Source organism: Haloferax sp. AS1 (genome assembly GCF_014530665.1).
In the GTDB taxonomy this organism is placed as follows: Archaea; Halobacteriota; Halobacteria; order Halobacteriales; family Haloferacaceae; genus Haloferax; species Haloferax volcanii.
This window is the reverse complement of the sequence record NZ_SPSA01000001.1, coordinates 35,247-58,293: the sequence shown is the minus strand read 5'-3', so window position 1 is coordinate 58,293 and position 23,047 is coordinate 35,247. Positions and strand designations below refer to the sequence as shown.

Sequence of the window (23,047 nt, the reverse complement as noted above, 5' to 3'; positions counted from 1 at the left end):
CGTGACGGGCCGCGACGATGCCAGCCGCCCGAACCGTCGTTGCGTCGCCACCTCAAACCACGGGCAACGCTTGCCGTAACTGACGGTTATTCCTCTATCGAAGATTATGCACCTCATACATGAACCGAGGCTTCCGCACGCTCGGCCTCCACGCCGGACAGGACCCGGACCCGGCCACAGGGGCCCGCGCCCCGCCACTCTATCAGACCACGTCGTACGTCTTCGACGACGCGGACCACGCCGCGGACCTGTACGCCCTCGAAGCCGACGGCGACGTCTACTCCCGCATCTCCAACCCGACGACCCGCATCCTCGAACGCCGCCTCGCCGCCCTCGAAGCGGGCGTCGACGCGGTCGCCACCGCCTCGGGCATGGGCGCGCTCGACGCGCTCACGACCGTCCTCGCGTCGGTCGGTGACAACGCCGTCCTCTCGGAGGACATGTACGGCGGCACGGCCTCGTACTTCTCGAAGACCGCCGTCAGGCGCGGCATCGAATCCCGGACCGTCGAGACGCTCGACGTGGCCGCCTACGAGGCGGCCATCGACGACGACACCGCCTTCGTCCACGTCGAGACGGTGGCGAACCCCTCGCTGAAGACGCCCGACTTCGAGGCCATCGCGGCGGTCGCCCACGAGCACCGCGTTCCGCTCGTCGTGGACAACACGTTCGCCACGCCCGCGCTCTGTCGGCCCATCGAACACGGCGCGGACATCGTCTGGGAGTCCACGACGAAGTGGCTCCACGGCTCCGGTACGACCGTCGGCGGCGTCGTCGTCGACGGCGGCACCTTCCCGTGGGACGCGGCCGACTACGACGAACTCTCCGGCGAGAACCCCGCGTTCGGCGTCGACTTCGTCGAGCGATTCGGTGAGCGCGCCTTCGCCGAGGCGGTCCGCCAGCGCGCCGTCAGGAGCACCGGCAGTTGCCAGTCGCCGTTCGACGCGTGGCAGACCCTCCAGGGCGTCGAGACGCTCGCGCTCCGGATGCGCGCCCACTGCGACAACGCCCGCCGCGTCGCCGAGTTCCTCCGCGACCGCGACGGCGTCGCGTGGGTCACCTACCCCGGCTTCGAGGACCACGAAACCCACGACCTCGCCTCGAAGTACTTGCAGGGCGGCTACGCCGGCATGGTCACGTTCGGCCTCGACGGCGAGGACGACGAGGCGGCCTACGGGGCCGCCAAGACCGTCTGCGAGTCGGTCGACCTCGTGAGCTTCCTCGCCAACATCGGCGACGCGAAGACGCTGCTCATCCATCCCGCCTCGACCACGCACGCACAGCTCTCGATGGACGAACAGCGCGCCGCGGGCGTCGCCCCCGATATGCTCCGGCTGTCGGTCGGCATCGAGGACGCCGACGACATCATCGACGACCTCGACCGGGCAATCGAACACGCCTTGCGTCAGCAGGCCGACGGGGACGCGGAGGAGCGATGAGCCGTACCCGAACCACGCCCGGACGGCGGGTCGAATCCGATGTCGTCGACATCGGGGAACACGAGTTCGAGTCGGGCGAGATACTGCCCGACCTGAAAGTCGCCTACGAGGCCTACGGCGAGTTCGACGGACAGAACGCGGTCCTCGTCTGTCACGGTCTCACCGGGAGCCAGCACGTCGCCGGCCACGGCACCGAGTCGGGCGTCTCCGGGCAGGCCCGCGCGTGGTGGGGGGACATCGTCGGGCCGGGCAAGGCCATCGACACGAACGACTACTACGTCATCTGCGTGAACGTCCCGGGGTCGTGTTACGGCACGAGCGGCCCGGCCAGCGAGGGTCCCGACGGCGAGCCGTGGGGCACGGACTTCCCTCCGGTCACCGTCCACGACTGGACCCGCGCCCAGCGCCGCCTGCTCGACCACCTCGGCGTCGGCCGCCTACACGCCGTCGTCGGCGGCTCCGTCGGCGGCATGAACGCCCTCGACTGGGCCGTGCAGTTCCCCGACGACGTGGAGCGCCTCGCGGTCGTCGCCTCGGCGGCCCGCCTCGACTCGCAGTGTCTCGGTATCGACGCCGTCGCCCGCCGCGCCATCACCTCGGACCCGAACTGGAACGGCGGCGACTACTACGGCGAAGAGCGCCCCTCGCCCGACGCGGGTCTCGGCCTCGCCCGCCAACTCGGCCACCTGATGTACCTCTCGAAGGACTCGATGGAGCGCAAGTTCGGCCGGCGCTCCGCGGGTCGCGGCGAGCGCGGCGACGCCTTCCCGTCGGACCCCGCGGCGTCCTTCTTCCCGTACCGCGAGGTCGAGTCCTACCTCGACTATCAGGCCGAGAAGTTCGCAGAGCGCTTCGACGCCAACGCGTACCTGTATCTCACGCGCGCCATGGACGACTTCGACCTCTCGGAGGGCTACGAATCCGACGCGGCCGCGCTCGCCGCCTTCGAGGGCGAGGCGCTCCTCGTCTCCTTTACCGGCGACTGGCACTTCACGACCGAGCAGTCGGAGTCGCTGGCGGGCGCGTTCCGCCGCGGCGACGTGCCGGTCGCCCACCACGTCGTCGAGTCCGACCACGGCCACGACGCCTTCCTCGTCGAACCCGAGAAGGTCGGCCCGCCGCTCGCTGACTTCGTCGACGAGGGCGTCGCGGGCCGCGCCGTGACCGACACCGCGCCCGACGGCGGCGAACCCGACGAGGACGAGGACTTCGCCCCGGTCCACTCCTCGTTGTTCTCGCGCTGAGCCGCGGGGGGCGACGCGGGGACGACCCTCGGTTCTCAGGGGTTTCTTGTGAGTCGCTACCGTGTCGCAGAACCCGGCGGGAATTGCGACCGACGCCGTGCTTTAGCCCCGTCCGGGTCGACGTTCGGGTCATGAGCGACGACAGCCCGGGCTTCCACACGCGGAGCCTCCACGCCGGTCAGAGCCCCGACGACGCGACGGGCGCGCGCGCCCCGCCGCTGTACCAGACCACCTCGTACGTCTTCGACGACGCCGCCGACGCGGCCGCGCAGTTCGCCCTCGAAAAGCCGGGTCACATCTACTCGCGGCTGATGAACCCGACCGTCGGGATGTTACAGGAGCGCCTCGCCTCGCTCGAAGGCGGCGTGGGTGCGGTCGCCACGTCGTCCGGGATGGCCGCGTTCGACCTCGCGACCTTCCTGCTCGCCTCGGCCGGCGACAACATCGTCTCCGCGTCGTCGCTGTACGGCGGGACCTACACCTACCTCACCCACACCGTCGAGCGCCGCGGCGTCACGACCCGGTTCGTGGACACCCTCGACGTGGACGCCTACGAGGCGGCCATCGACGACGACACCGCGTTCGTCCACCTCGAAACCATCGGCAACCCGGCGCTCGTGACGCCCGACATCGAGGCCATCGCGGAGGTCGCCCACGACCACGGGACGCCGCTGTTCGTCGACAACACGTTCGCGACGCCCTACCTCTGCAACCCCATCGAACACGGCGCTGACCTCGTCTGGGAGTCGACGACGAAGTGGATTCACGGGGCCGGCACGACCATCGGCGGCATCCTCGTCGACGGCGGCAGCTTCCCGTGGGACGAGTACGCCGACGACTACCCCGAAATCGCCAAGCCGAACCCGGCGTACCACGGCGTCAACTTCGACGAGACGTTCGGCCCCGCCGGCTTCACCTACGCCGCCATCGCCCGCGGCCTGCGCGACCTCGGCAACGCCCAGTCGCCGTTCGACGCGTGGCAGACGCTCGAAAAGCTCGAATCGCTCCCGCTTCGGATGCGCGCCCACTGCGAGAACGCGCAGGCCGTCGCGGAGTTCTTAGACGACCACGAGAAGGTGTCGTGGGTGAACTACCCCGGCCTCGACTCCCACGAGACCCACGAGGAGGCGTCGAAGTACCTCGACGGCGGCTACGGCGGCATGATTACCTTCGGCCTCACCGACGGCTACGAGGCCGCCAAGGGCACCGTCAACAACGTCGAACTCGCGTCGCTCCTCGCCAACGTCGGCGACGCGAAGACGCTCGTCATCCACCCGGCGTCCACGACGCACCAGCAACTCACCGACGACGAGCAGGCCGCCGCGGGCGTCACGCCCGACATGGTCCGCCTGTCTGTCGGCATCGAGGACGTAGACGACATCGTCGACGACCTCGACCAGGCGATTCGCGCCGCGTCGAACTGAGCGGGCTTCGGCGTCGCCCGAGCGACCGACCGCCGTCACTTTTGTGCCTGCGCCAGTAGGTAACTCCGTGGTAGAAGCACTCCTCTTCGTCGGTCTCCTGGTGGCAGTGTTCGTCGGGTTCAACATCGGCGGCTCGTCCACGGGGGTCGCGTTCGGCCCCGCGGTCGGGAGCGACGTGCTCGGGAAACTCGCCGCCGCGGCCCTGATGACCGGGTTCGCGCTCCTCGGTGGGTGGACCCTCGGCCGAGAAGTCGTCGCCAAGATGGGCGGCGAAATCGTCCCGCAAAGCGAGTTCACCCTCGCGGCGAGCGTCGCCGTCCTCTTTTTCGTCGGCCTCGCGCTGTTGGTCTCGAACACCTTCGGCGTCCCCGCCTCCACGTCGATGACGGCGGTCGGGGCCATCGCGGGTCTCGGCCTCGCCCACGGGTCGCTCGACGCCGGCGTGATGCTCGAAATCATCTCGTGGTGGATCGTCGCGCCCGTCATCGCCTTCTGGATATGCGCGGTCATCGGGAGGTACGTCTACCCCTACCTCGACGCGTGGCTCAAACTCGACCGAAGCCCCGGCGCGCTCGTCGCGCTCGACCGCGACGGCGGCTTCCCGCGGCCGCGACTCGGCCCGAACACGACCTACCGCGAGTTCGGCAGCACCGTCCTCGTCGTCGTCGTCGCCTGTTACATGGCGTTCTCCGCGGGCGCGTCGAACGTCGCCAACGCGGTCGCCCCGCTCGTCGGCAACGGCGCGCTCGAGATGAACACGGGCATCCTCGTCGCCGGCGGCGCTATCGGCCTCGGCGCGTTCACCATCGCTCGCCGGACGCTCGACACCGTCGGCAACGACCTCACGCAACTGCCCATCCTCGCGGCGCTCATCGTCGAGACGGTGAGCGCGTCGCTCATCTCCTTCCTGTCGGCTATCGGTATCCCCGCCAGCCTCGCCGTGAGCGCGACGATGTGCATCGTCGGCCTCGGCTGGGGTCGGGCGACTCGAACCGTCACGCTCGGTGAGGCCCTGAGCGGCGGCGAGTCCCCGCAGGTGTCGGTCAACGCGCTCACCGTCGAGCGAGAGGACGAGGTGCCGAAGATGGGCGAGGAAGCGCCGGACGAACTCTCCGCGCAGGACCTGTTCGACCCCGGCACGACCGGGCGCGTCATCTTCTTCTGGATGCTCACGCCCTCGCTTTCGGCCATCGCGTCGTACGCGCTGTTCTCCGCCGGCATTGTCTGACCCGTGCACCCGTCGCACCCGTCATTCTGCAACCATCACGGTCAAAAATGTAATAAACGGGCGGTCGCCGCCGGAACGCGGGCCGAATTCGGCGCACGGAACAGCAAAGTCTAATGGGGTGGCCTTCGAATCCTCTGTCGATGCCCACGGTAACCTACCTCAACTACGAAGTTCTCGACGACAACGGCTGGGACCTCGACGACGACGACCTCTTCGAAGAGGCGGCTGACGCCGGTCTCGACGCCGAAGACTACGGTGAGATGGAAGTGAACCAGGGCGAGTACATCCTGGAAGCCGCCGAGGCGCAGGGCTACGACTGGCCCTTCAGCTGCCGCGCAGGTGCCTGTGCGAACTGTGCAGCCATCGTGAAGGAGGGCGAAATCGACATGGACATGCAGCAGATTCTCTCCGACGAGGAAGTCAACGAGAAGAACGTCCGCCTCACCTGCATCGGTTCGCCTATCGAGGACGAGGTCAAGATCGTCTACAACGCGAAGCACCTCGACTACCTGCAGAACCGCGTCATCTAAGGCGCTCACCCGCACATTTCTTTCGACGCGCCGACCCGTGACCGGTGGGTCCGCCATTTATCCGCGCAGTGAGCCGCGAGCCGACAGCGATTTGTCCCGCGGCGCGGTCGCTCCACCCGTGTCGAGGTTCGCGACCGCCGTCCGCGCGTTTCGACCCGACCGCTCGCTCCCCAGCGAAGCATCCGAACTCGGTCGAATCGGGCTGTTTCTCGCCTGTCTCGCAGTCGCGAGCGCGGCCAGCTACTGGGTGTCGCTCAGACTTCTCGGCGTCCCGGTAGTCGGCGCGCTCGCGTCGCCGAACGTCGCCGGCCTCGCGGTTCCGACGCTCGTCTACGCGCGCTATCGCGGTGTCCCGCCGTCGTTCGGTCTCCCCGAGCGCTCCCGCATCACCGACGCGCCGGCGGCGGCTCTCGCGCCGGGACTCGCCGTCGTCGCCGCGAGCGCACTCCTCGCGGTCGGCTTCGACGCCTCGCTCGCCGCGCTCGTCGGGTGGACGTACCACCCCGAGGCGTCAGTTGGAGCGGCGGCAGCACGGGCCGCCGAAGACGTGGTTCTCTCCGGTCTCGGCTTCGGGTTCCTCGTCGCGGCCGTGTTCGACCTCGCCTCGTCGCGGGTCGGACTCGCGCCCGCTCGGGCGGCCGTCGCTGCGGCCGCGCTCGCGACGTTCTTTCAGTCGGTGCTTCGGGACGCCGCCTTCACGCTGGTCGTCTTCCCGAAACCGTGGCGCGTCACCGTCCTCGGCCTGCTCCTCGTCGCGACCGTCTGCGGCTGTGTCGCCGCCGGCGTGACGTACCGAAGCGCGGTCGAGCGGTCGCTTCGGCCCGTCTCGCGGCCGGCGCTCGCTCCCGTGTTCGCCTTCGGACTGCTCGGCGTCGCCGCCTTCGGGACCGTCTTCGTCGACGTTCCCGGCGGCGTCGAACACGTCCTGTGGGCGCTCGCGTTCGGACTCGCCGCCGTCGGCTACCAGCGCTCGCGGTCGGTGTGGGTCCCCGCGGCCGCGCTGGCGCTGTTTTCGATTTCGGTTCGGCTCGTCGGCTTCGTCGAACTCGCGGCGTTCTGACCCGCCGCCGGGGTGGATTTCAGGATTGATACCCGTCCCGAACACCTAACTCCCCTGCCCCCAGTCTCCGGGTATGTTCGGTATCGGCACGCTCCCCGACCTCCTGCGGTTGGCGGTACTCCCCGTCCTCGCGTGGACCGCGGTACGCGACGTTCGCACGCGGCGCGTCCCCAACGTCGTCTGGTATCCGCTGGCCGCGCTGGGTATCGCTCTGCTCGCGTGGGAACTGCTCGGCCACTTTCCGCCCGAGACCGTCTTCGACCGGCTCTACCTGATTCGCGTCGGCGTGAGCGTCTGTCTCGTCGTCCCGCTTTCGTATCTGTTCTGGCGGCTCGGCGGCTTCGGCGGCGCGGACGCGAAGGCGCTCATGGTGTTCGCCATCCTGCTCCCGACGTTCCCCAGCTACACCCTCGCCGGGACGGAGTTCCCGCTGGCCACCACCCGCCTCGGCGTCTTCTCGATGACGGTTCTCACGAACACGGTCATCGTCGGCCTCGCCTACCCGCTTTACCTTGCCGCCCGGAACCTCGCGGACGGCGAGTTCGAGTTCCCCATCTCGTTCGTCGGCCGCCGCGTCTCCGTGTCGTCGCTCCCGACGGCCCACGGCCGCCTGTTCGAGTCGCCCGAGGGCGTCACGCGGAACGGCCTCGACCTCGACGCGCTCCGGATGTACCTCCGCTGGCGCGGCCTGACGCTCGCGGACCTGCGTTCGAACCCGGAGGACCTCCGCGACCCCGACGGCATCGGCGAGACGTTCGACCCGACCGACGGCGCGGTCCACCGCGCGGCCACCGACGGCGGCGCGTCGGCGGATTTCGACGGCGACGGCGAGACCGCGGACGCCGCCGGCGGAGACGCCCCCGGAGACGACGGCCGCGAAGCCGACTCTGGCGGGTCGTTCGACGACCCGTGGGGCGCGGCCCAGTTCCTCGACAGCATCGAGGGCAGCGCCTACGGCACGTCGCCGGAGAAACTCCGCGGCGGACTGGACCTCGTGACGACCCGCGAGTCGGTGTGGATTTCGCCGGGCATCCCGTTTCTCGTCCCCATGTTCGTCGGCCTCGTCGTCGCGTTCGTCTACGGCGACGTGCTCTTCGGCGTCCTCGGCGCGCTCGGTATCGTCTGAGTCGCTGCGGAGTCGGCGTCGGGCGCGCCTTCCGCGCGGCGACGCACAAGAGATAACCCCCGCCGCCGCGTGGCCCGAATCATGACCGTCGATGTCGATTTCGGCGAGGACGGCCTCGTCCCCGCCGTGGCGCAGGACGCCGACTCCGGAGAGGTGCTCATGCTGGCGTACGTCTCGCCGGAGGCGCTCGACCGAACCGTCGAGACGGGCCGGGCGCACTACTACTCGCGGAGCCGCGACGAACTCTGGGAGAAGGGGGCTTCGAGCGGCCACACACAGGAGGTTCGGGAGGTCCGCGTCGACTGCGACGCCGACACCCTGCTGTATCTCGTCGACCAGAGCGTCGGCGCGTGCCACACCGGCCACCGGTCGTGTTTCTACCGCACCGTCGAGGGCGACCACGTCGGCGAGCGCGTCTTCGACCCCGACGCGGTCTACGACGACGAGTGACCGATGCGAGCCGACCGATGACGACACCGACCGGCGCGGCGACCACGGCGACTCCCGTGGCGACCGACCGATGATTGCGACCGCAGGCCGATGGTGAACGTCAGTCCGATTTCGCTGGTCGCCATCGTCGTGGGGCTGAGCTGTTTCGCCCTCGGCGGCCGACTGCTCAAGAGCGCCGCGGCCGCCCGCCGGGTCGCCCGCTCGGACGACCCGGAGTTCGTCCTCGACCCGACCCGCGAGGACCCGCCGGACGACGACCTCGACGGCGACGACCTCGAACGCGGCTTCATGCTTCTGGTGTTCGGGGCGCTGGCGCTTTTGTTCGCGGCGATTAGCCTGTGAGCGGCGCGCGAAAAGAGATTCTTTTTCGTCGGTTCTGTCGCCGAGTTACAGCGTCGCGACCGCGCTTCGGAGCGCGTCGGCGGCGTCTTCGGCGAGTTCGGTCGCGCGCTCCTCGGAGCGGCCTTCGGCGTAGACGCGGACTTTCGGCTCGGTCCCGGAGGGGCGGACGAGCACCCACGCGTCGCCGTAGTCGAGGCGGTAGCCGTCGGTCGTGTTCGGGGTCGCGTCGGCCGATTCGGCGTAGTCGGCGGCGGCGTTGAGCATCGCCGTCAACTCGGCTTCCTCGTCGTATTCGAGGTTGATGCGGACGTTGTAGTAGTCCTCGTAGGGCGCGACGAGTTCGCTCGCGGGGCGCTCGGCGACGAGTTCGAGGAACTTCGCCGCGATGTACGCGCCGTCGCGGACGAGGCGGTAGTTGGGGTAGAACACTCCTCCGTTCCCCTCGCCCGCGACGGGGACGTTCCGACCCTCGCGCCAGAGCTCGCGGATGCGGGTGATGAGGTTCGTCGCGCCGATGGGCGTGAGTTCGAGGTCGGCACCGACCTCCTCGCAGACGTCGACGAGGCGCTGGGAGACGTTCACGGCGGAGACGGTCGCGTCGCCCGGTTCGAGGGCGGCGGCCGCGAGGGCGGCCAGCGACGCCTCGCCGGAGATGCACTCGCCGCGCTCGTTCACGAAGACGGCCCGGTCGGCGTCGCCGTCGTGGGCGATTCCCACGTCGGCGTCGGTCGCGCGGACGAGGCGTTCGAGGTCGCGGAGGTTCTCGGGGACCGGCTCGGACTGGCGACCGGGGAAGTGGCCGTCGGGCTGGGCGTTGACCGTGCGGACCTCGCAGCCGAGTTCGCGGAGGAAGTCGGGCGTGACGAGCGACCCGGCGCCGTGGCCGGGGTCGAGCGCGACCGTGAGGTTCGCGGCGGCGATTTTCTCGCGGTCGACGTTGGCGAGGAGGTCCTCGCGGTAGTCGTCGTTCGCGGTCTCGACCGACCGGACGCTCCCGACGGCGTCCCACTCGGTCACGTCGAACTCCTCGGCGAGGATGTGGTCTTCGATGCGCTCTAGCTCCTCGACGGCGAGTTCGACGCCGTCGTCGCCGACGAGTTTGACGCCGTTGAACTCCGGGGGGTTGTGCGAGGCCGTGATGACGACGCCCGGAACGGCCTGATTCTCGCAGTAGCGGACCGCCGCGGGGGTGGGGACGACGCCGAGGTCGTCCACGTCGACGCCGACGCTCGCCAGCCCGGACTCGGCGGCGTTGACGAACATCTCGCCCGTGGTTCGGGTGTCCCGTGCGATGGCGACCCGGCCGGTGTTCCAGACCGTGCCGGCGGCCTTGGCGACGCGGAGGACGAACTCCGGGGTGAGGCTCTCACCCACCACGCCGCGGGTGCCGCTGGAACCGAAGAGTTTCATTGAGTGTGTGTGAACCCCGGCGCGACAAAGCCGTTCCGAACTGTTGGTTCGCTCGTTACGTTCCTCGGTGAACCCGGGTCGCCGTATCCGGTGCGTTTACGCACGCCGCTCGCCCACGGTGACGTATGTTCCCGGAGTTCGAAGTCGTCCCCGCGGTCGACATGCAAGACGGCGAAGTCGTCCAGCTCGTGCAGGGCGAACGCGGCACCGAAAAGAGCTACGGCGACCCGGTCGAGGCCGCCCGTCGCTGGGTCGACGCCGGCGCGGAGACGCTCCACCTCGTCGACCTCGACGGCGCGTTCGAGGGCGAGCGGAAGAACGCCCCGGCGGTGGACGCCGTCCTCGACGCGGTCGACGTGCCGCTCCAACTCGGCGGCGGCATCCGCACCGCCGACGACGCCCGCGACCTCTTGGACCGCGGCGTCGACCGCGTCATCCTCGGCACCGCGGCCGTCGAGAACCCCGATATCGTCGCCGAACTCGCCGCCGACTACCCCGACGGCGTGATGGTCAGCCTCGACGCGAAAGACGGCGAAGTCGTCGTCTCCGGCTGGACCGAGGGCACCGGCCTCGACCCCGCCGAGGCGGCCGCCCGCTACGAGGAACTCGGCGCGGCGGCCATCCTCTTCACCGACGTGGACGTGGAGGGGCAGCTCGAAGGCGTCCACCTCGAGACGACCTCGGCCGTCGTCGACGCGGTCGACATCCCGGTCGTCGCCTCCGGCGGCGTCGCCTCGCTCGACGACGTGCGCGCGCTCCGCGAGGCGGGCGCGGCGGCGACCGTCGTCGGCACCGCGCTCTACGAGGGTCGATTCACGCTCGAAGAAGCGATGGAGGCGTAGTCGCGTCGCCGGCACGCCGAGACGCACCCGAGACGCCGCGCACCGCTACGCGTCGAGATACGCGGCGACGGCCGCGGCGAGGCTCTCGACAGTTCCGTAGACGCCGACGGCGACGAACAGCGCGCCGATAATCGCGGTCTCGGGGCGCGAGGTCGCCAAGAACGGCCCGGCGAGGACGAGCATACTGACCGTCACCACGTCGCGTTTCGGACTGGCGGTCGCTCCGCGGCCCATCAGTCGCCCGCCCCCTGACGGGTCGACACTTTTCGCGTCGGTTCGCTCTCTATCACTTCAGACGCCCCCGCCGAGCACGACCGCGCTGACCGCGAGCGTCACCAGCGCGACGCCGAACGCGACAGCGACCCCGGACCGCGCGGTGAGCAGGAGTCCCCCGACGCAGATGGTGTACCCCACCACCAGCGCTCCCTTTCGCTGCATACCCCACCGTACGCGTCCGAACGCATGAACGCCCGTCAGACGCGCGTCTGACGCGTCGGCGGGGTGGCCCCGGTCGCTCGACGACGAGAATCCCTATATGCGCGGCCCGCCTCGAACGCGACATGAGCGACGCCGACCGACGCGCGGCCGTCTCCCGCGAGACGGCCGAGACGACCATCGACGTGACGCTGGCCATCGACGGCGACGGCGACGCGGTCGTCGACACCGGTATCGGATTTTTCGACCACATGCTGGAGGCCTTCGCCAAACACGGCCTGTTCGACCTGACGGTCCAGTGCGACGGCGACCTCCACATCGACGACCACCACACCGTCGAGGACGTGGCCATCGTCCTCGGCGAGGCGTTCACCGAAGCGCTCGGAGACAAGCGCGGCATCGTCCGCTACGCCGACCGCAAGGTCCCGCTCGACGAGGCCGTCGCCTCCGTCGTCGTCGACGTGTCGGGCCGCCCCTTCTTCGAGTTCTCGGGCGACTTTTCCCAACCGTACGTCGGCGAGTTCACCAGCCACATGGCCGAACACTTCGCCATGTCGCTGGCGATGAACGCCGGCCTCACGCTCCACGCGGGCGTCGAGGGCGACAACGCCCACCACGAGGTCGAGGCGCTGTTCAAGGCGCTCGCGCGCTCGCTCGACGACGCGACCCGCGTGGACCCGCGGCGCTCCGACACGCCGAGCACGAAAGGAAAACTGTAATCGCCGCCTGCTCCCTGATTCCGCGCGTTCGACCGCTCAGGGCCGCCGGAGCGTCCCCGAGTCGTCGACGAGCAGCCCGCGTTCGATTGCGTAGTCGAAGATGTCGGCCACCTCGTCGTCGTCGAGGTCGTACGCGCCGGACGCCAACGCCTCGACCTCCGCCCGCTCGACGGGGAACTCGCGGTTCTGGAGGATGCGGATGACCTTCCGGAACTTCGGCGGCTCCTCACCCCGGCCGGACTCGCCGTCGGGTCGGGGCTGCTCGTCGGCCGCCGACGCGGAGGGCTCGTTCTCGGTTTCGGTCTTGGCCTCGGCTTCGGTTTCGACCTCGGCTTCGTCGTCCACGCCGTCGTTGTCGTTCGCGTCGTCTCCCGGAGAACCAGCGTCGTCGCCCTCGTCGGGCGAGTCGTGGTCCGCCGGCTCCGGCGGCGTCGGCGCGGGGTCGACCGCGTTCACGTCGACGGAGGCGGCCTCGCCGCCCGACCCGCTCGTGGTTCGCTCCGGTGCCGCGGACGCGCCGGTCTCGGCCCGCGCGTCGTCGGCCACGTCCACGTCGGCGTCGACGCCGAGTCGGGAGAGAAGCGGCGCGATGACCTCGCTGAGGGTCTCCTCGCAGTGCTCGCAGAGGACGACGCGCCGCTGGTCGTCGGCCGGCGTCAACGCCGGCGGGAGTACCTCGAACACGCCGACGGCGTCGGTCCCACAGAAGTCGCAGGTGCGTAGTTCGCGCATGGACGACCGGTCTCCGCGCCGACGGTTAAACCCATTCCCCGGACGCGGCGTCGGCGGCCCGCCGGCGGGGTCGACGCCGAATGCCTCGGCCGCGGCGTCGCCGGTGACGGACCACTTAATGCATCCGCCCGCAAATCCCCCGACCAACGAATGTTCGACGAGATTATGGAGAAGTTCGAGGGCAGCCCGAGCCAGCAGGCTGTCATTCGGCTTCTCTTGGAACGGGGCTTTTCCGTCAACGACCAGGGACGGGTCGTCTCGGGCGGCATCGAGATACCGAACACCGGAATCGCCCGCGAGGCCGAGGTCGACCGGCGGGTCGTCGACTCGACGACCGACGCCATCCTCGACGACGAGGAGCTTCGACGAATCTTCCAGAACATCTCGTCGATTCCGAGCCTGATGGACCTCGCGCCGGTGCTCGACCTCTCCGTGCTCACCGTCGAGGTGGCCGACGCCGACGAACCCGGCATCGTCGCCACCGTCACCTCGAAACTCGCTGACGCGGACATCTCGATTCGCCAGACGATAAGCGAGGACCCCGAGTTCACCGACGACCCGAAGCTCTACATCATCACCGACGAGCCGATTCCCGGCGACCTGCTCAACGACCTGTCGAACCTCGGCTTCGTCCGCCGAATCACCATCGCTTGAGCCCGCCCGTCGGCACCGCGGATATTCTGTCAACACGGCAATAAGATTCTTGTAACCTCCCGCGGTAGTTTTTCGCATGGTGTCCATGCGCAGTTGCATGTGCTGTGGTGAGCCGATTTCCGAGACGCGCCACCTCTGCGGCGTCTGCATCCAAAACGGGTGTACGTCGTACGCGGACGCCTGCGGCCAGTAGCGCGTCGATTCCGGTTCGAATCCCCGTCGCCGTCGCCGTCGCTCCCCGTTGGTCGCGTCGCTTGCCCTCCTCGCCGCCCGCGTCGGCGCGCCGACGACACGGTGCGAACGCTTTTCCACGCCGCGACGCCAACTCGGTGGCATGACCGACGCCTATCGAACCGTCGCCGGCCGGGGCGACGCCCGCTTCGAGGTCAACGGCTCGGAGTTCATCGGCTACGTCTCCCCCGCGGAGACGGTCGAGGAGGCGGAGGCGTTCGTCACCGAAATCGAGGAGCGCCACCCCGACGCGACCCACAACGTCCCCGCTTACCGGGTACCCGCGGGGTCGGCCTCGTCGTCGGTCCCCGGCGAGGGGAGCGTCATGCTCCGCGAGTACCAGAGCGACGACGGCGAGCCGAGCGGCTCGTCGGGGAAACCGGCGCTCAACGTCCTCGTCCAGCAGGACGTGCGCAACGTCGCCGCCGTCGTGACGCGCTACTACGGCGGCACCAACCTCGGCGTCGGCGGCCTCGCCCGCGCGTACTCCCGGGCCGTGAAAGAAGCGCTCGACGCGGCGGGCGTCGTCGAGGAGATTCCCCACGAGCGGTTCACCGTAACCGTCGAGTACGACGACTCGGGGAGCGTTCGCGGGCTGTTAGAAAGCGCGGGCGTCGAGTTCGAGGCCGCCTACGAGGCCGACGTGTCCTTCGAGGTTCGCGTCCCCGTCGAGGACGGCCCGGAGCTCCGCGACCGCATCCGGAGCGCGACCAGCGGCCGCGCGAACATCGAGTAGCACGGCCGTCGGTCCGATTCGACGACCCTCGGCGCGTCGGCGCTCTCCCCGTTTCCTTTTCGCCCCCGACCCACGAGCCCGCGGGGCTTCGACCCGAAACGAAGGGGTTCGCGGACTCGGGTGTCGACCCCGCCGCACCCCTTGTAACAGTCTCTCACAGTAGTCTACGGGGGTTCGGTTCGGGACGTTCGACTCGAACGAAAACCCGCCGAGGGGAATCGTTTCTCGACCCGAAAAGAGGGGGTCTGCGAGGTCGTGGGAGACACGCCCCCGAGCCGACGCCGTCAGTCGACGATTATCTCGGAATCCGTCGAGTCGTCCGACGACCGCTTGGGCGACATCTGTTCTTCGTACTGGGTGATCCAGTCCGCGAAACAGGTCGGACAGAGCCGCTGGTCGTCCACGGTCGAGCCGTCGACCTGTAACTGGACCGCACGAGCGAGGGCGTCTTCGACCGCTCGTCCACAGCCGTCGCACGGGTCGCTCATCGTCGGCACCCTCCGGCGGCGCGAGGTTCGTCCATGCGTCGGAGGTGCGCGGGCGGTAACTTAGTCGTTACCCGAATCCGGGCCGGCGGTCGTCGCGACCGCCCGCGAGCCGTGACGCGACGAGGCGGGGCGAGACGAGACGAGACGAGACCGAGTTACGTCGTGCGGAACGCGCGGTCGCCGGCGTCGCCCAGACCGGGGACGATGTAGCCGTCGTCGTCGAGGTAGTCGTCGATGGCGACCGTCAGCAGGTCGACCTCCGGGAACTCGTTGTCGACGCGGAGCAAGCCGTCGGGCGCGGAGACGGCCGAGAGGACGAACAGCTTCTCGGGGTCGACGCCGGCGTTTTCGAGGATGTGGTCGAGGACCGAGCACATCGTCGAGCCGGTGGCGAGCATCGGGTCCGCCACGATGACGGTGTCTTTCTCCGTGATTTCGGGGAGCTTCACGTAGTCGATGGTGATGGGGAAGCCGCCGTCGTCGTCCATCCCCGCCTCCTCGTCGCGGCCGGCGGAGATGACGCCCTGCTTCGCCCGCGGGAACGCCTTGAGCAGCCCTTCCACGAACGGCGTCGCGGCGCGGAGCACGTTGATGATGACGACGTTGTCGAGCCCTTTCACGCGCTCGCCGGTCGTCTCCGCGAGCGGGGTCTGGATGGTGACGTATTCGGTCTCCATCGCGCCGTCGATTATCTCGTAGCCACAGATGCGGCCGAGTTTGACGAGGCCTTTCCGGAAGGCGACCTGCGTCGTCTCCACGTCCCGGAGGCGCGAGAGCGTGTCCTTCGCCAGCGCGTGCGTGATGAGGTACGCGTCGTCTCGGTCTTCGATGGGCATCTTACTGAGAAGGCGGTTTCCCGAAGGACATAAATGCGGCTATCGGCCGCCAGCGGTCGCCTGCGGGTAGTTCACGCGGAGAATGGGTCGGTGACCCATCCCGCGGTTTCAGTTCGTCACGAGGTACGTGACCGCCGTGAGCACGAGCGCCGCCGACGCGACGTTGACGACCGAGAAGGCCGCGAGGTCGAGGTACGACAGGCCGTAGACGACCACCGCCGCGAACACGGTCGAGAGGACGAGGTTCATCACGAACAGCACCCGCGGGTCGCCCTCGCCCCACTCTATCTCCGCTTCGCGCTCCTCGGTATCGCCGCCGCGCTTCTCGTCGTCGCCGCCGGCCCGCTCCGACTCGCCGCTCATCGTCGGCCCTCCGGGACCGCGCCCGCGGTCGGAACCGACTCGCGTTCCCGGGTCGGCTCCGCGAGCGCGACTTCCTCGCCGGGGTCGGTCGGGAAGTCGCCGGCGTCCGCGGACGCGCCGGGGTCGAGCAGGTGGGCGTCGAGCGCGGCCGCGAGTGCGTCTTCGTCCATCTCGCGGCCGATAAACACCAGTTCGGTCCGCCTGTCGCCGTGGTCGTCGTGCCAGTCGAAGTCGGGGTGGTTGCGGCGGTAGGCGTCCTGTTCGAACTCGGGTCGGGAGGCGACCCACGGGCCGGCGGCGGCGACGTACGCCGACGGCCCGGCCTGACTGTAAGTGTAGTGAACGTCCTCGGCTCCGGCGACCCACAGCGACCCCTTCGCGCGAACGACCGAGTCGGGGAGGTCGCCCAGCACCGCGGCCGCGCCGTCGGGGTCCAGCGGCGCGCGGCGGCGGTAGACGAACGACGTGACGCCGTAGGTCGCCTCGGCGTGGGGCGTTTCGTCGTGGTCGTGGTCGTGGTCTCCGTCCGTGTGGTCGTCGTGGTCGCCCTCGTCGCCGTCATCGTGGCCCGCTTCGCCCTCCAGCGTCGCCCGCCAGCCGACGGGCGCGTCGGGGTCGTGGCAGTCCGACAGGAGCAGGTCCACGTCCACGTCGCCGTGGTCCGTCTCCACCACGGTCGCGCCGGGGCGGAGCGCCTCGACCGCGTCGCGGACCGCCCCGAGCTCCGCGTCGGAGACGAGGTCGCGCTTGTTGAGGACGACGAGGTCGGCGCTCTCGACCTGTTCGACGAGGAGGTCCGACAGCGGGCGCACCGAGCCGTCTCCCTCCTCGGCGACGGTTCGGTCCGGGTCGCCGCCGCCGAAGGTGTCCGCGAACAGCCGCGAGTCGACGACCGTGGCGAGGCCGGCCACGTCGTAGCGGGCGGCCGCCCGCGAGGTGACGAACAGTCGAGCGACCGGGCCGGGCTCCGAGACGCCCGACGCTTCCACGACGAGGTGGTCGAACGACCGCTCGCGCGCGAGGCGGACGACCGCGGTTTCGAGGTCGTCTTGTAGCTCACAGCAGATGCAGCCGTTCGACAGTTCGGTCACGCCGCCGCCGACCGCGAGGTCGGACTCCTCGGCGACGAGTTCGGCGTCGACGTTCACGGAGCCCATGTCGTTGACGAGCACGGCGATGTCGCGGTCGCCGGCGTTCGTCAACAGGTGGTTGAGTAGCGTCGTCTTGCCCGCCCCGAGACTCCCGCCCAGCACCGTCACCGGAATCGTCTCCCCCGCGTTCATGAGCGGGGCTACCGGGGCCGCACATATGAAATCGCAGGTAACCAGCGCGGACGTTCGTGAACGATACCCTTTTGTCCGACAGCGGGCGAGTGTGTAAACTGATGACGCTCGCCGCACGCATCGAATCCTTCCGCGAACTCGTCGAAGAGTGGCTCCGCGGCCTCTACCACGGGATGGTTTCGCACCCCGCCTACGAGAAGATAGAACAGCAGGCCGAGGACGACGAGGACGCGTTCATGCTCGCGTGCTTCCCCGACGCGTTCGGCATCCCCTCGCCCATCTCGTACTACACCGCCGAACTGCTCCCCTATCTCGAAGACGAGTTCGAGGCGTGGGAGCGGCGGATGTGGGACCGCGGGTCGCTCCTCGAACGCAAGGGTCACCAGTACCACTTCTAACATGCGCAAATTCGTCTTCTTCGGCGGCAAGGGCGGCGTGGGCAAGACGACGATGTCGAGCGCCTACGCGGTCAAGTGCGCCCGCGACGGCGTCCGGACGCTCCTCGTGTCGACCGACCCGGCCCACAGCACGAGCGACGTGTTCGACCAGTCCTTTACCGACGAGCCCGCGGCGGTCGCGGGCGAGTCGAACCTCGACGCGATGGAAATCGACCCCGAGACCGAGGTCCGCGAACATCTCATGGAGACGAAGCGGGCGATGGGCGACCAGGTCAGCCCGGCGATGGTCAACGAAATCGACCGGCAGATAGAGATGGCCCACCAGACGCCCGGCGCGTACGAATCGGCGCTGTTCGACCGCTTTATCGACGTGATGCGCTCGGCGGACGACTACGACCGGGTCGTCTTCGACACCTCACCGACCGGCGGGACGCTCCGACTGCTCTCCCTGCCGGAGTACCTCGACGGCTGGATTCAGCGACTCCTCCACAAGCGCAAGGAGTCGGTCAAACTGTTCGAACGCGCCGCCATCGGCAACAACGAGCCCCGGCGCATGATGGACGGCGACCCCATCATCGCCCGCCTCGAACAGCGCCGCGACGACTTCTCGTTCGCCAAGACGACGCTCCAGGACGACGCCGCCTTCTTCCTCGTCGTGAACCCCGACGAGCTATCGCTCCGCGAGACCGAGCGCGCCATCGACCAACTCGACTCTTACGGCCTCGACGTGCGCGGTCTCGCGGTCAACCGCCTCACGCCCGAACCCGACCCCGACGAGTCGGGTCGGGGGGCGACGTTCTTGCGCGAGCGAGTCAAGACAGAGCGCGAGCGACTCGACGACCTCCGCGAGAATTTTTCACCGCCGCTCGTCGCCGCCGTCGAGACGCGGGTCGCGGAGGTCAAAGGCGACTTCCTCGGGGAGGTCGCGGCCGAACTCGACGTAGGCACCGCACCGGACACTCAGTAAGCTGTCACAACGAGCCGCGCGGCGGAAGTTTTCGACGCGCATCTCCGAACGAACCTGTCGTTCGAACACGATACATTCCCATCTATCGTTACCATTAAGGGAGGCATTTTCGTTTCTCCCAATGGGGCAGCGTACCATGGTACAAGTCATCTGGTTGGTCGTCACGGTGCTTGCGTTGTTTACCGTCGGGTATCTCGGTTACTCCCGATATCTCGCGCAGTTCGTCGAACTCGACGACAGTCGTGAGACGCCAGCGCACAAGTACGAAGACGGTCAAGAATACGTTCCGGCGAAAAAGCCGGTGTTACTGGGGCATCACTATTCGAGCATCGCGGGCGGCGCGCCGATTGTCGGGCCGATTACGGCGGGCGTGGTGTGGGGCTGGGTCCCCGCGCTCGCGTGGATTGCGCTCGGGAATCCGCTTCTCGGGAGCGTCCACGACTTCGTGTCGCTGTCGAGCAGCCTGCGACACGACGGGAAGTCTATCGGCTACATCATCGGCGAGTACGTCGGCGAGCGCGGCAAGAACATGCTGTTGTGGTTCGCGTTTCTCACCATCGTCCTCGTCGTCGCGGTGTTCGCCCTCGTGGTGGCCATCGTGTTCAACGCCTATCCCGAGGCGGCCACGGCGAGCCTGGTGTACATCGTCCTCGCGGTGCTGTTCGGCGTCTACCTCTATCAGCTGAATCTCCCGTTCCTGCTCGGGACGGGTGTGTTCGTCGCGGCGATGTTCGTCGGCGTCTACGCGGGGATTCAGTACCCGATTGCGCTGTTCGAGCCCGCGGCCCGCGCGCCCGCCGAGACGTTCGTCCTGTTCTCCGGCTCCGGCTCGTGGCTCCCGGGCGCGAGTTCGTTCAACGGGAACACCGCGGCGTGGGTCCCGATTATCCTCGTCTACGGGGCGGTCGCCAGCGCCCTCCCGGTGTGGGTGCTCCTGCAACCGCGCGACTACCTCTCGTCGTTCCTGCTGTACGCGGGCGTCGGCGGCGCGCTCGTCGCCATCGTCGCGGGCACGTTCTTCACGACCCCGACGCAGCCGCTCGTGACGAACCTCGAACCGTACTACGGCTTCATCGGTCGCTCCGGCGCGCCGCTGTTCCCGCTTCTGTTCATCACCATCGCCTGCGGGACCATCAGCGGGTTCCACTCGCTCGTCTCGTCGGGCACGACCTCGAAGCAGTTGAACAAGGAGTCCGACGCGCGCGTCATCGGCTACGGCGGCATGCTCGGTGAGGGCCTCCTCGCCACCGTCGCGCTGGCGACGGTCGCCATCATCGCGCCCGACGTGGGCGGCGGTATCGGCCTCGCGCTGCCGACGTTCGCCGCGGGCGGCGGCGTCATCCTGTCGAGCTTCGGCATCCCGACTGACTTCGGCGGGCCGTTCATGGCCCTCGTGCTGGTCAGCTTCCTCCTCACCTCGACCGACACCGCGGTTCGCCTCGGTCGCTACATGATGGAGGAAATCGTCGGGACGCCCGAGACGCCGGTCGAGGAGTTCGCGACCAATCGCTACGGCAACGCGTTCGTGCAGTCGCTGCCGGCGTACATCCTCATCACGAGCGGCTCGTGGCTGACGCTCTGGCAGCTGTTCGGGGGCGCGAACCAGCTGCTCGCCGCGCTGGCGCTCCTGACCGCGACCGTCTGGCTCGCCAACTGGGACGACTCCAAGCAGCTTCTCAGCACGGGCCTGCCGATGGCTCTCATGACGACCATCACGTCGCTGGGCCTGCTGTGGCTCGCGTTCCACGACAACGTCTACGCGAAGTTCATGAACCCCGAGTGGATGGCCTCGGCGGGCACCTTTGCGATGGTGGCCGCAGTCGTCCAAATCGTCCTCGCGCTGGTGCTCGTCTACCTGGCGCTTGCGCTGGCGAAAATCGGCTACGACAACATCAAAGACGCGCGGAGTTCGGGCGGCGGTGGCGGTCGCGGCGGTCGGCCGCAGCCGAGCGACGACTGACGCGCGGTCGGTCACCGTTCGGTCTCTGACAACCGACCGTTCGACTCCGCTTTTCTTACCGACGCAGCTTCCCGAGGAGTCGGTCCAACAGCCCGTCGGATGCGGCCGGCGACCCGTCGCTCCAGAGCGTGAACGCGGCGACCGAGTCGGCGTTGCGGCTCGCCGCGGCGTCCTCGTCGCTCGGCGCGACGACGGCGAGGTTCACCTCGTAGTGGCCGTAGTAGCCGAACTTCAGGAGCGTCCGGTCCGCGAAGTCGGACACGAACGCCCGAACTTCCTCCGGCACCGCGTCGGCGACGAGCACGAAGGTGAACTCCGTCCCGTAGTGCTCCTCGTCGGGTTCTATCCACTCGTCGGCGAGCGCGTGGCCCAGTTCGACGAGCCGTTCGAGTTCGGCGACGGTGGCCGCGTCGACCCGCCGCGCGAACATGTACTCCATCGCGTGGTGGTTGGCGTAGTTGATAGACCGGTGGAGGAACTGCTTTTGGCTCTCCATCCGCATCGAGCCGAACAGGTCGAACCGCTCGCCGCGGACGGCGTACTCCCGCTGCAAGTCGTAGTTGTACATGAGCCGCTCGGCCGCCCGGTCGAGGTACTCGTCGTCCCACTCGGGGCGGTCGAGGGCGGACTCCGTGGCCGACGCATCCGACTCCTCCGGCCCATCCGGGTCTCCCGCCCCTTCGGCGTCCTCGGGTTCGACGCTCCTCATTCCTCGTCGGAGTCGTAGGGCACGGCATCGCCCGACACGGCCGGCGAGCCGAGCGCGAGCAGTTCGACCGGCTCCGCGGCGTCCTCGGGGTTGTACGCCCGGTGGGGGCTCTCGGGGTCGGCGACGAACAGGCCGTGGGCGTCGACTTCGAACGTCTCGTCCGGCGTCTCGACGAACAGCGTGCCCGAGAGGACGTAGAACGCCTCCTCCTGTTCTGTGTGGTAGTGATAGGTGAGCGGCACCTGCTCGCCGGGGGCGGCCCGGAAGCGGTTGAGCGCGACGGTCTCCAAGCCGGCCTCGCCGCCGATGCGGCGGAGTTCGCACGGGCGGTCGTCGGCGGGCTCGACGGCGGTTGCGTCCACGACGCGATATCCCATGAGACGGAGCAACACGTTCGACCGTATAAGCCCGTCGCGACCCGCCCGGAAACCAAGGTTTATTCGTGAAAGTTCCGAAGCGCGGCGCATGGCAGACTCGACCCGCGAGGGGTGCGGTCGGTGTTCGATGACGACCGTCGTGGACGCCACCGCGGACGAGGCCCGTGACCCGCTCGGCGACGACCGAATCGAACTCGACGAGGCGGCGCTTCGGGCCGCGTCGCCGGGGGCGTGGCTCGGTCGGCTGTCGGCTCGCCTCGACGCGGCCGCCGAGCGCTTCGTCTACGGCGACCGCTAGACGTTCTCACCCGTGTGCGAACCCGTCCCCTCGCAGAGTTTATACCGTCTGGCACGTACTCCCGTCAACGACAATGGAAGAGAGCATCTCCGGGTTCAAACGCCGTGGCACCTGGGACGAGGTCGTCGAACACGGGGAGCGAATCACCCGCGCGCTCCGCGACGCCGACGTCGACAGCGCCGCCTTCGACGACTGGGACGAGTGGCGACCGAAGTCCCACGAGCGACTCGGTGAGGACGTAAACGAGAAGACGGCCCAGCAGGCCAGCGTCGGCGAGGGCGAAGGCGAGAAGGCTGGCAAGACGCCCAACGACGACCTCAAGACGGCGGGCGAGAAGCTGTCTCGGTCCTACGAGCGGGTCGAGGAGGGCGACAACGAGGGGGCCGTCGAGTCGTGGCAGGACTCCATCAACTACGTCGCCCGCGCGGCCGACTCCGCCGGGCGGAAGGCGCTGCGGAAGGTCGAGGACACGGTCTACCGCAACGTGATGACCCAGTTGGCTCCGTACTACTTCGACAACGAACTCGTGAGCGCGAACATCCAGCGGGTCGGCCGCGGCTCCGGCGACGAGCGGTTCGTCTTCGAGGTGAACGTCAACGACGACGAGCTGAAGTCGATGGTGTCGGAGACGCTGCGCGACTTCGAGGACGAAATCGACCGCTGGCACATCGACACGCCGAAAGAGACCGAGGTCGCGGAGGCCGTCGAGGGCGTGGAGGTGCCGACGACCGACGAGGAACACCGGTCTAACTGGACGACGAACTGA

At 68.7% G+C, this 23,047-nt stretch carries 28 protein-coding genes; 18 read left to right on the top strand and 10 right to left on the bottom strand.

Features of this window, described 5'->3' with window-relative positions; translation table 11 throughout:
• Positions 1-119: 119 nt before the first annotated feature.
• The 9 genes from E4P24_RS00295 to E4P24_RS00255 all read left to right on the top strand — a co-directional run bounded on the left by E4P24_RS00295 (position 120) and on the right by E4P24_RS00255 (position 8,843).
• Positions 120-1,439 (top strand): O-acetylhomoserine aminocarboxypropyltransferase/cysteine synthase family protein, encoded by a 1,320-nt coding sequence (locus E4P24_RS00295; RefSeq protein ID WP_115860735.1) that lies wholly within the window; start codon positions 120-122, stop codon positions 1,437-1,439.
• Positions 1,436-2,683 (top strand): homoserine O-acetyltransferase, encoded by a 1,248-nt coding sequence (metX, locus tag E4P24_RS00290; RefSeq protein WP_004044906.1) that lies wholly within the window; start codon positions 1,436-1,438, stop codon positions 2,681-2,683. Before E4P24_RS00295 ends, metX begins: the two co-directional genes overlap by 4 nt.
• A gap of 131 nt (positions 2,684-2,814) precedes the next feature.
• Positions 2,815-4,107, top strand: a complete 1,293-nt coding sequence (locus E4P24_RS00285) for an O-acetylhomoserine aminocarboxypropyltransferase/cysteine synthase family protein (protein ID WP_004065939.1) — start codon at positions 2,815-2,817, stop codon at positions 4,105-4,107.
• Positions 4,108-4,213: 106 nt separating this feature from the next.
• Complete coding sequence (locus E4P24_RS00280) at positions 4,214-5,335, top strand: inorganic phosphate transporter (RefSeq protein WP_006600870.1); 1,122 nt, start codon at positions 4,214-4,216, stop codon at positions 5,333-5,335.
• 140 nt (positions 5,336-5,475) lie between these two features.
• Entirely contained in the window at positions 5,476-5,865 is a 390-nt protein-coding gene (fer, locus tag E4P24_RS00275) for a ferredoxin Fer (protein WP_004065944.1), read from the top strand.
• A 118-nt stretch (positions 5,866-5,983) separates the two neighbouring features.
• The gene (locus E4P24_RS00270; RefSeq protein WP_115860737.1) at positions 5,984-6,925 is read left to right on the top strand and encodes a hypothetical protein; all 942 of its coding nucleotides are present in this window, start codon (positions 5,984-5,986) and stop codon (positions 6,923-6,925) included.
• A 73-nt stretch (positions 6,926-6,998) separates the two neighbouring features.
• The gene (locus tag E4P24_RS00265; RefSeq protein ID WP_115801947.1) at positions 6,999-8,051 is read left to right on the top strand and encodes an A24 family peptidase; all 1,053 of its coding nucleotides are present in this window, start codon (positions 6,999-7,001) and stop codon (positions 8,049-8,051) included.
• 81 nt (positions 8,052-8,132) lie between these two features.
• Entirely contained in the window at positions 8,133-8,501 is a 369-nt protein-coding gene (hisI, locus tag E4P24_RS00260; protein ID WP_188147951.1) for a phosphoribosyl-AMP cyclohydrolase, read from the top strand.
• A 90-nt stretch (positions 8,502-8,591) separates the two neighbouring features.
• Entirely contained in the window at positions 8,592-8,843 is a 252-nt protein-coding gene (locus tag E4P24_RS00255; RefSeq protein WP_115801945.1) for a hypothetical protein, read from the top strand.
• A 45-nt stretch (positions 8,844-8,888) separates the two neighbouring features.
• On the opposite strand, the gene glmM is transcribed toward E4P24_RS00255, so the two are convergent.
• Positions 8,889-10,253, bottom strand: a complete 1,365-nt coding sequence (glmM, locus tag E4P24_RS00250; RefSeq protein ID WP_004065950.1) for a phosphoglucosamine mutase — start codon at positions 10,251-10,253, stop codon at positions 8,889-8,891.
• 125 nt (positions 10,254-10,378) lie between these two features.
• On the opposite strand from glmM, the gene hisA reads away from it, so the two are divergent.
• Complete coding sequence (gene hisA, locus E4P24_RS00245; protein ID WP_004065951.1) at positions 10,379-11,095, top strand: 1-(5-phosphoribosyl)-5-[(5-phosphoribosylamino)methylideneamino]imidazole-4-carboxamide isomerase; 717 nt, start codon at positions 10,379-10,381, stop codon at positions 11,093-11,095.
• Positions 11,096-11,140: 45 nt separating this feature from the next.
• Here hisA and E4P24_RS00240 read toward each other — a convergent pair whose 3' ends face one another.
• Positions 11,141-11,329, bottom strand: a complete 189-nt coding sequence (locus E4P24_RS00240; RefSeq protein WP_008576453.1) for a hypothetical protein — start codon at positions 11,327-11,329, stop codon at positions 11,141-11,143.
• 57 nt (positions 11,330-11,386) lie between these two features.
• Positions 11,387-11,533, bottom strand: coding sequence for a hypothetical protein (locus E4P24_RS18935; protein ID WP_223173856.1), 147 nt, complete (start codon positions 11,531-11,533; stop codon positions 11,387-11,389).
• Between the two features lie 122 nt (positions 11,534-11,655).
• Between E4P24_RS18935 and hisB the strand changes: the two genes are divergently transcribed.
• Positions 11,656-12,249: an imidazoleglycerol-phosphate dehydratase HisB gene (hisB, locus tag E4P24_RS00230; protein WP_004044873.1), complete on the top strand. Its 594-nt coding sequence runs from the start codon at positions 11,656-11,658 to the stop codon at positions 12,247-12,249.
• A gap of 36 nt (positions 12,250-12,285) precedes the next feature.
• Here the strand turns inward: hisB and E4P24_RS00225 are convergent, their stop codons facing one another.
• A complete protein-coding gene (locus tag E4P24_RS00225; protein ID WP_004065955.1) occupies positions 12,286-12,981 on the bottom strand; it encodes a hypothetical protein in 696 nt (231 codons plus the stop codon).
• Between the two features lie 150 nt (positions 12,982-13,131).
• Here E4P24_RS00225 and E4P24_RS00220 point away from each other — a divergent pair, with 150 nt between their 5' ends.
• Together E4P24_RS00220 and E4P24_RS00215 are read left to right on the top strand one after the other, a co-directional pair.
• A complete protein-coding gene (locus E4P24_RS00220; RefSeq protein ID WP_004044870.1) occupies positions 13,132-13,635 on the top strand; it encodes an ACT domain-containing protein in 504 nt (167 codons plus the stop codon).
• Between the two features lie 334 nt (positions 13,636-13,969).
• On the top strand, positions 13,970-14,602 hold the full coding sequence (locus E4P24_RS00215) for a YigZ family protein (protein ID WP_115801943.1): 633 nt from the start codon (positions 13,970-13,972) through the stop codon (positions 14,600-14,602).
• A 284-nt stretch (positions 14,603-14,886) separates the two neighbouring features.
• On the opposite strand, the gene E4P24_RS00210 is transcribed toward E4P24_RS00215, so the two are convergent.
• The 4 genes from E4P24_RS00210 to E4P24_RS00195 all read right to left on the bottom strand — a co-directional run bounded on the left by E4P24_RS00210 (position 14,887) and on the right by E4P24_RS00195 (position 17,572).
• A complete protein-coding gene (locus E4P24_RS00210) occupies positions 14,887-15,090 on the bottom strand; it encodes a hypothetical protein (RefSeq protein ID WP_004044866.1) in 204 nt (67 codons plus the stop codon).
• Between the two features lie 155 nt (positions 15,091-15,245).
• Positions 15,246-15,926 carry a uracil phosphoribosyltransferase gene (gene upp, locus E4P24_RS00205; RefSeq protein WP_004044864.1) on the bottom strand — a complete coding sequence of 227 codons (681 nt, stop codon included), beginning with the start codon at positions 15,924-15,926 and terminating at the stop codon, positions 15,246-15,248.
• A 108-nt stretch (positions 15,927-16,034) separates the two neighbouring features.
• Positions 16,035-16,289: a hypothetical protein gene (locus E4P24_RS00200; RefSeq protein ID WP_115891794.1), complete on the bottom strand. Its 255-nt coding sequence runs from the start codon at positions 16,287-16,289 to the stop codon at positions 16,035-16,037.
• Positions 16,286-17,572: a GTP-binding protein gene (locus E4P24_RS00195; protein ID WP_188147950.1), complete on the bottom strand. Its 1,287-nt coding sequence runs from the start codon at positions 17,570-17,572 to the stop codon at positions 16,286-16,288. Before E4P24_RS00195 ends, E4P24_RS00200 begins: the two co-directional genes overlap by 4 nt.
• Before the next feature lie 101 nt (positions 17,573-17,673).
• Between E4P24_RS00195 and E4P24_RS00190 the strand changes: the two genes are divergently transcribed.
• From E4P24_RS00190 to E4P24_RS00180, 3 genes are all read left to right on the top strand, one after another.
• The gene (locus E4P24_RS00190) at positions 17,674-17,970 is read left to right on the top strand and encodes a hypothetical protein (RefSeq protein ID WP_115801940.1); all 297 of its coding nucleotides are present in this window, start codon (positions 17,674-17,676) and stop codon (positions 17,968-17,970) included.
• Between the two features lies 1 nt (position 17,971).
• On the top strand, positions 17,972-18,937 hold the full coding sequence (locus E4P24_RS00185) for a TRC40/GET3/ArsA family transport-energizing ATPase (protein ID WP_004065960.1): 966 nt from the start codon (positions 17,972-17,974) through the stop codon (positions 18,935-18,937).
• Between the two features lie 136 nt (positions 18,938-19,073).
• The gene (locus E4P24_RS00180) at positions 19,074-20,897 is read left to right on the top strand and encodes a carbon starvation protein A (protein WP_115860745.1); all 1,824 of its coding nucleotides are present in this window, start codon (positions 19,074-19,076) and stop codon (positions 20,895-20,897) included.
• Between the two features lie 55 nt (positions 20,898-20,952).
• Here E4P24_RS00180 and E4P24_RS00175 read toward each other — a convergent pair whose 3' ends face one another.
• Positions 20,953-21,606 carry a hypothetical protein gene (locus tag E4P24_RS00175; protein WP_115801937.1) on the bottom strand — a complete coding sequence of 218 codons (654 nt, stop codon included), beginning with the start codon at positions 21,604-21,606 and terminating at the stop codon, positions 20,953-20,955.
• Positions 21,603-21,983 (bottom strand): cupin domain-containing protein, encoded by a 381-nt coding sequence (locus E4P24_RS00170; RefSeq protein WP_188147949.1) that lies wholly within the window; start codon positions 21,981-21,983, stop codon positions 21,603-21,605. Before E4P24_RS00170 ends, E4P24_RS00175 begins: the two co-directional genes overlap by 4 nt.
• 88 nt (positions 21,984-22,071) lie before the next feature.
• Here E4P24_RS00170 and E4P24_RS00165 point away from each other — a divergent pair, with 88 nt between their 5' ends.
• Both E4P24_RS00165 and E4P24_RS00160 read left to right on the top strand, forming a co-directional pair.
• A complete protein-coding gene (locus E4P24_RS00165) occupies positions 22,072-22,281 on the top strand; it encodes a hypothetical protein (RefSeq protein ID WP_188147948.1) in 210 nt (69 codons plus the stop codon).
• Positions 22,282-22,354: 73 nt separating this feature from the next.
• Positions 22,355-23,047 (top strand): DUF5828 family protein, encoded by a 693-nt coding sequence (locus E4P24_RS00160; RefSeq protein WP_188147947.1) that lies wholly within the window; start codon positions 22,355-22,357, stop codon positions 23,045-23,047.

Bases quoted from the DNA above. Each gene is read 5' to 3' on its own strand.
- upp (WP_004044864.1), bottom strand. From the start codon at position 15,926: ATGCCCATCGAAGACCGAGACGACGCGTACCTCATCACGCACGCGCTG.
- E4P24_RS00190 (WP_115801940.1), top strand. From the start codon at position 17,674: ATGACGCTCGCCGCACGCATCGAATCCTTCCGCGAACTCGTCGAAGAG.
- E4P24_RS18935 (WP_223173856.1), bottom strand. From the start codon at position 11,533: ATGCAGCGAAAGGGAGCGCTGGTGGTGGGGTACACCATCTGCGTCGGG.
- glmM (WP_004065950.1), bottom strand. From the start codon at position 10,253: ATGAAACTCTTCGGTTCCAGCGGCACCCGCGGCGTGGTGGGTGAGAGC.
- hisI (WP_188147951.1), top strand. From the start codon at position 8,133: ATGACCGTCGATGTCGATTTCGGCGAGGACGGCCTCGTCCCCGCCGTG.
- hisB (WP_004044873.1), top strand. From the start codon at position 11,656: ATGAGCGACGCCGACCGACGCGCGGCCGTCTCCCGCGAGACGGCCGAG.
- metX (WP_004044906.1), top strand. From the start codon at position 1,436: ATGAGCCGTACCCGAACCACGCCCGGACGGCGGGTCGAATCCGATGTC.
- E4P24_RS00225 (WP_004065955.1), bottom strand. From the start codon at position 12,981: ATGCGCGAACTACGCACCTGCGACTTCTGTGGGACCGACGCCGTCGGC.
- E4P24_RS00285 (WP_004065939.1), top strand. From the start codon at position 2,815: ATGAGCGACGACAGCCCGGGCTTCCACACGCGGAGCCTCCACGCCGGT.
- fer (WP_004065944.1), top strand. From the start codon at position 5,476: ATGCCCACGGTAACCTACCTCAACTACGAAGTTCTCGACGACAACGGC.
- E4P24_RS00220 (WP_004044870.1), top strand. From the start codon at position 13,132: ATGTTCGACGAGATTATGGAGAAGTTCGAGGGCAGCCCGAGCCAGCAG.
- E4P24_RS00185 (WP_004065960.1), top strand. From the start codon at position 17,972: ATGCGCAAATTCGTCTTCTTCGGCGGCAAGGGCGGCGTGGGCAAGACG.
- E4P24_RS00265 (WP_115801947.1), top strand. From the start codon at position 6,999: ATGTTCGGTATCGGCACGCTCCCCGACCTCCTGCGGTTGGCGGTACTC.
- E4P24_RS00180 (WP_115860745.1), top strand. From the start codon at position 19,074: ATGGTACAAGTCATCTGGTTGGTCGTCACGGTGCTTGCGTTGTTTACC.
- E4P24_RS00195 (WP_188147950.1), bottom strand. From the start codon at position 17,572: ATGAACGCGGGGGAGACGATTCCGGTGACGGTGCTGGGCGGGAGTCTC.
- E4P24_RS00165 (WP_188147948.1), top strand. From the start codon at position 22,072: ATGGCAGACTCGACCCGCGAGGGGTGCGGTCGGTGTTCGATGACGACC.
- E4P24_RS00175 (WP_115801937.1), bottom strand. From the start codon at position 21,606: ATGAGGAGCGTCGAACCCGAGGACGCCGAAGGGGCGGGAGACCCGGAT.
- E4P24_RS00240 (WP_008576453.1), bottom strand. From the start codon at position 11,329: ATGGGCCGCGGAGCGACCGCCAGTCCGAAACGCGACGTGGTGACGGTC.
- E4P24_RS00215 (WP_115801943.1), top strand. From the start codon at position 13,970: ATGACCGACGCCTATCGAACCGTCGCCGGCCGGGGCGACGCCCGCTTC.
- E4P24_RS00200 (WP_115891794.1), bottom strand. From the start codon at position 16,289: ATGAGCGGCGAGTCGGAGCGGGCCGGCGGCGACGACGAGAAGCGCGGC.
- E4P24_RS00160 (WP_188147947.1), top strand. From the start codon at position 22,355: ATGGAAGAGAGCATCTCCGGGTTCAAACGCCGTGGCACCTGGGACGAG.
- hisA (WP_004065951.1), top strand. From the start codon at position 10,379: ATGTTCCCGGAGTTCGAAGTCGTCCCCGCGGTCGACATGCAAGACGGC.
- E4P24_RS00255 (WP_115801945.1), top strand. From the start codon at position 8,592: ATGGTGAACGTCAGTCCGATTTCGCTGGTCGCCATCGTCGTGGGGCTG.
- E4P24_RS00295 (WP_115860735.1), top strand. From the start codon at position 120: ATGAACCGAGGCTTCCGCACGCTCGGCCTCCACGCCGGACAGGACCCG.
- E4P24_RS00170 (WP_188147949.1), bottom strand. From the start codon at position 21,983: ATGGGATATCGCGTCGTGGACGCAACCGCCGTCGAGCCCGCCGACGAC.
- E4P24_RS00210 (WP_004044866.1), bottom strand. From the start codon at position 15,090: ATGAGCGACCCGTGCGACGGCTGTGGACGAGCGGTCGAAGACGCCCTC.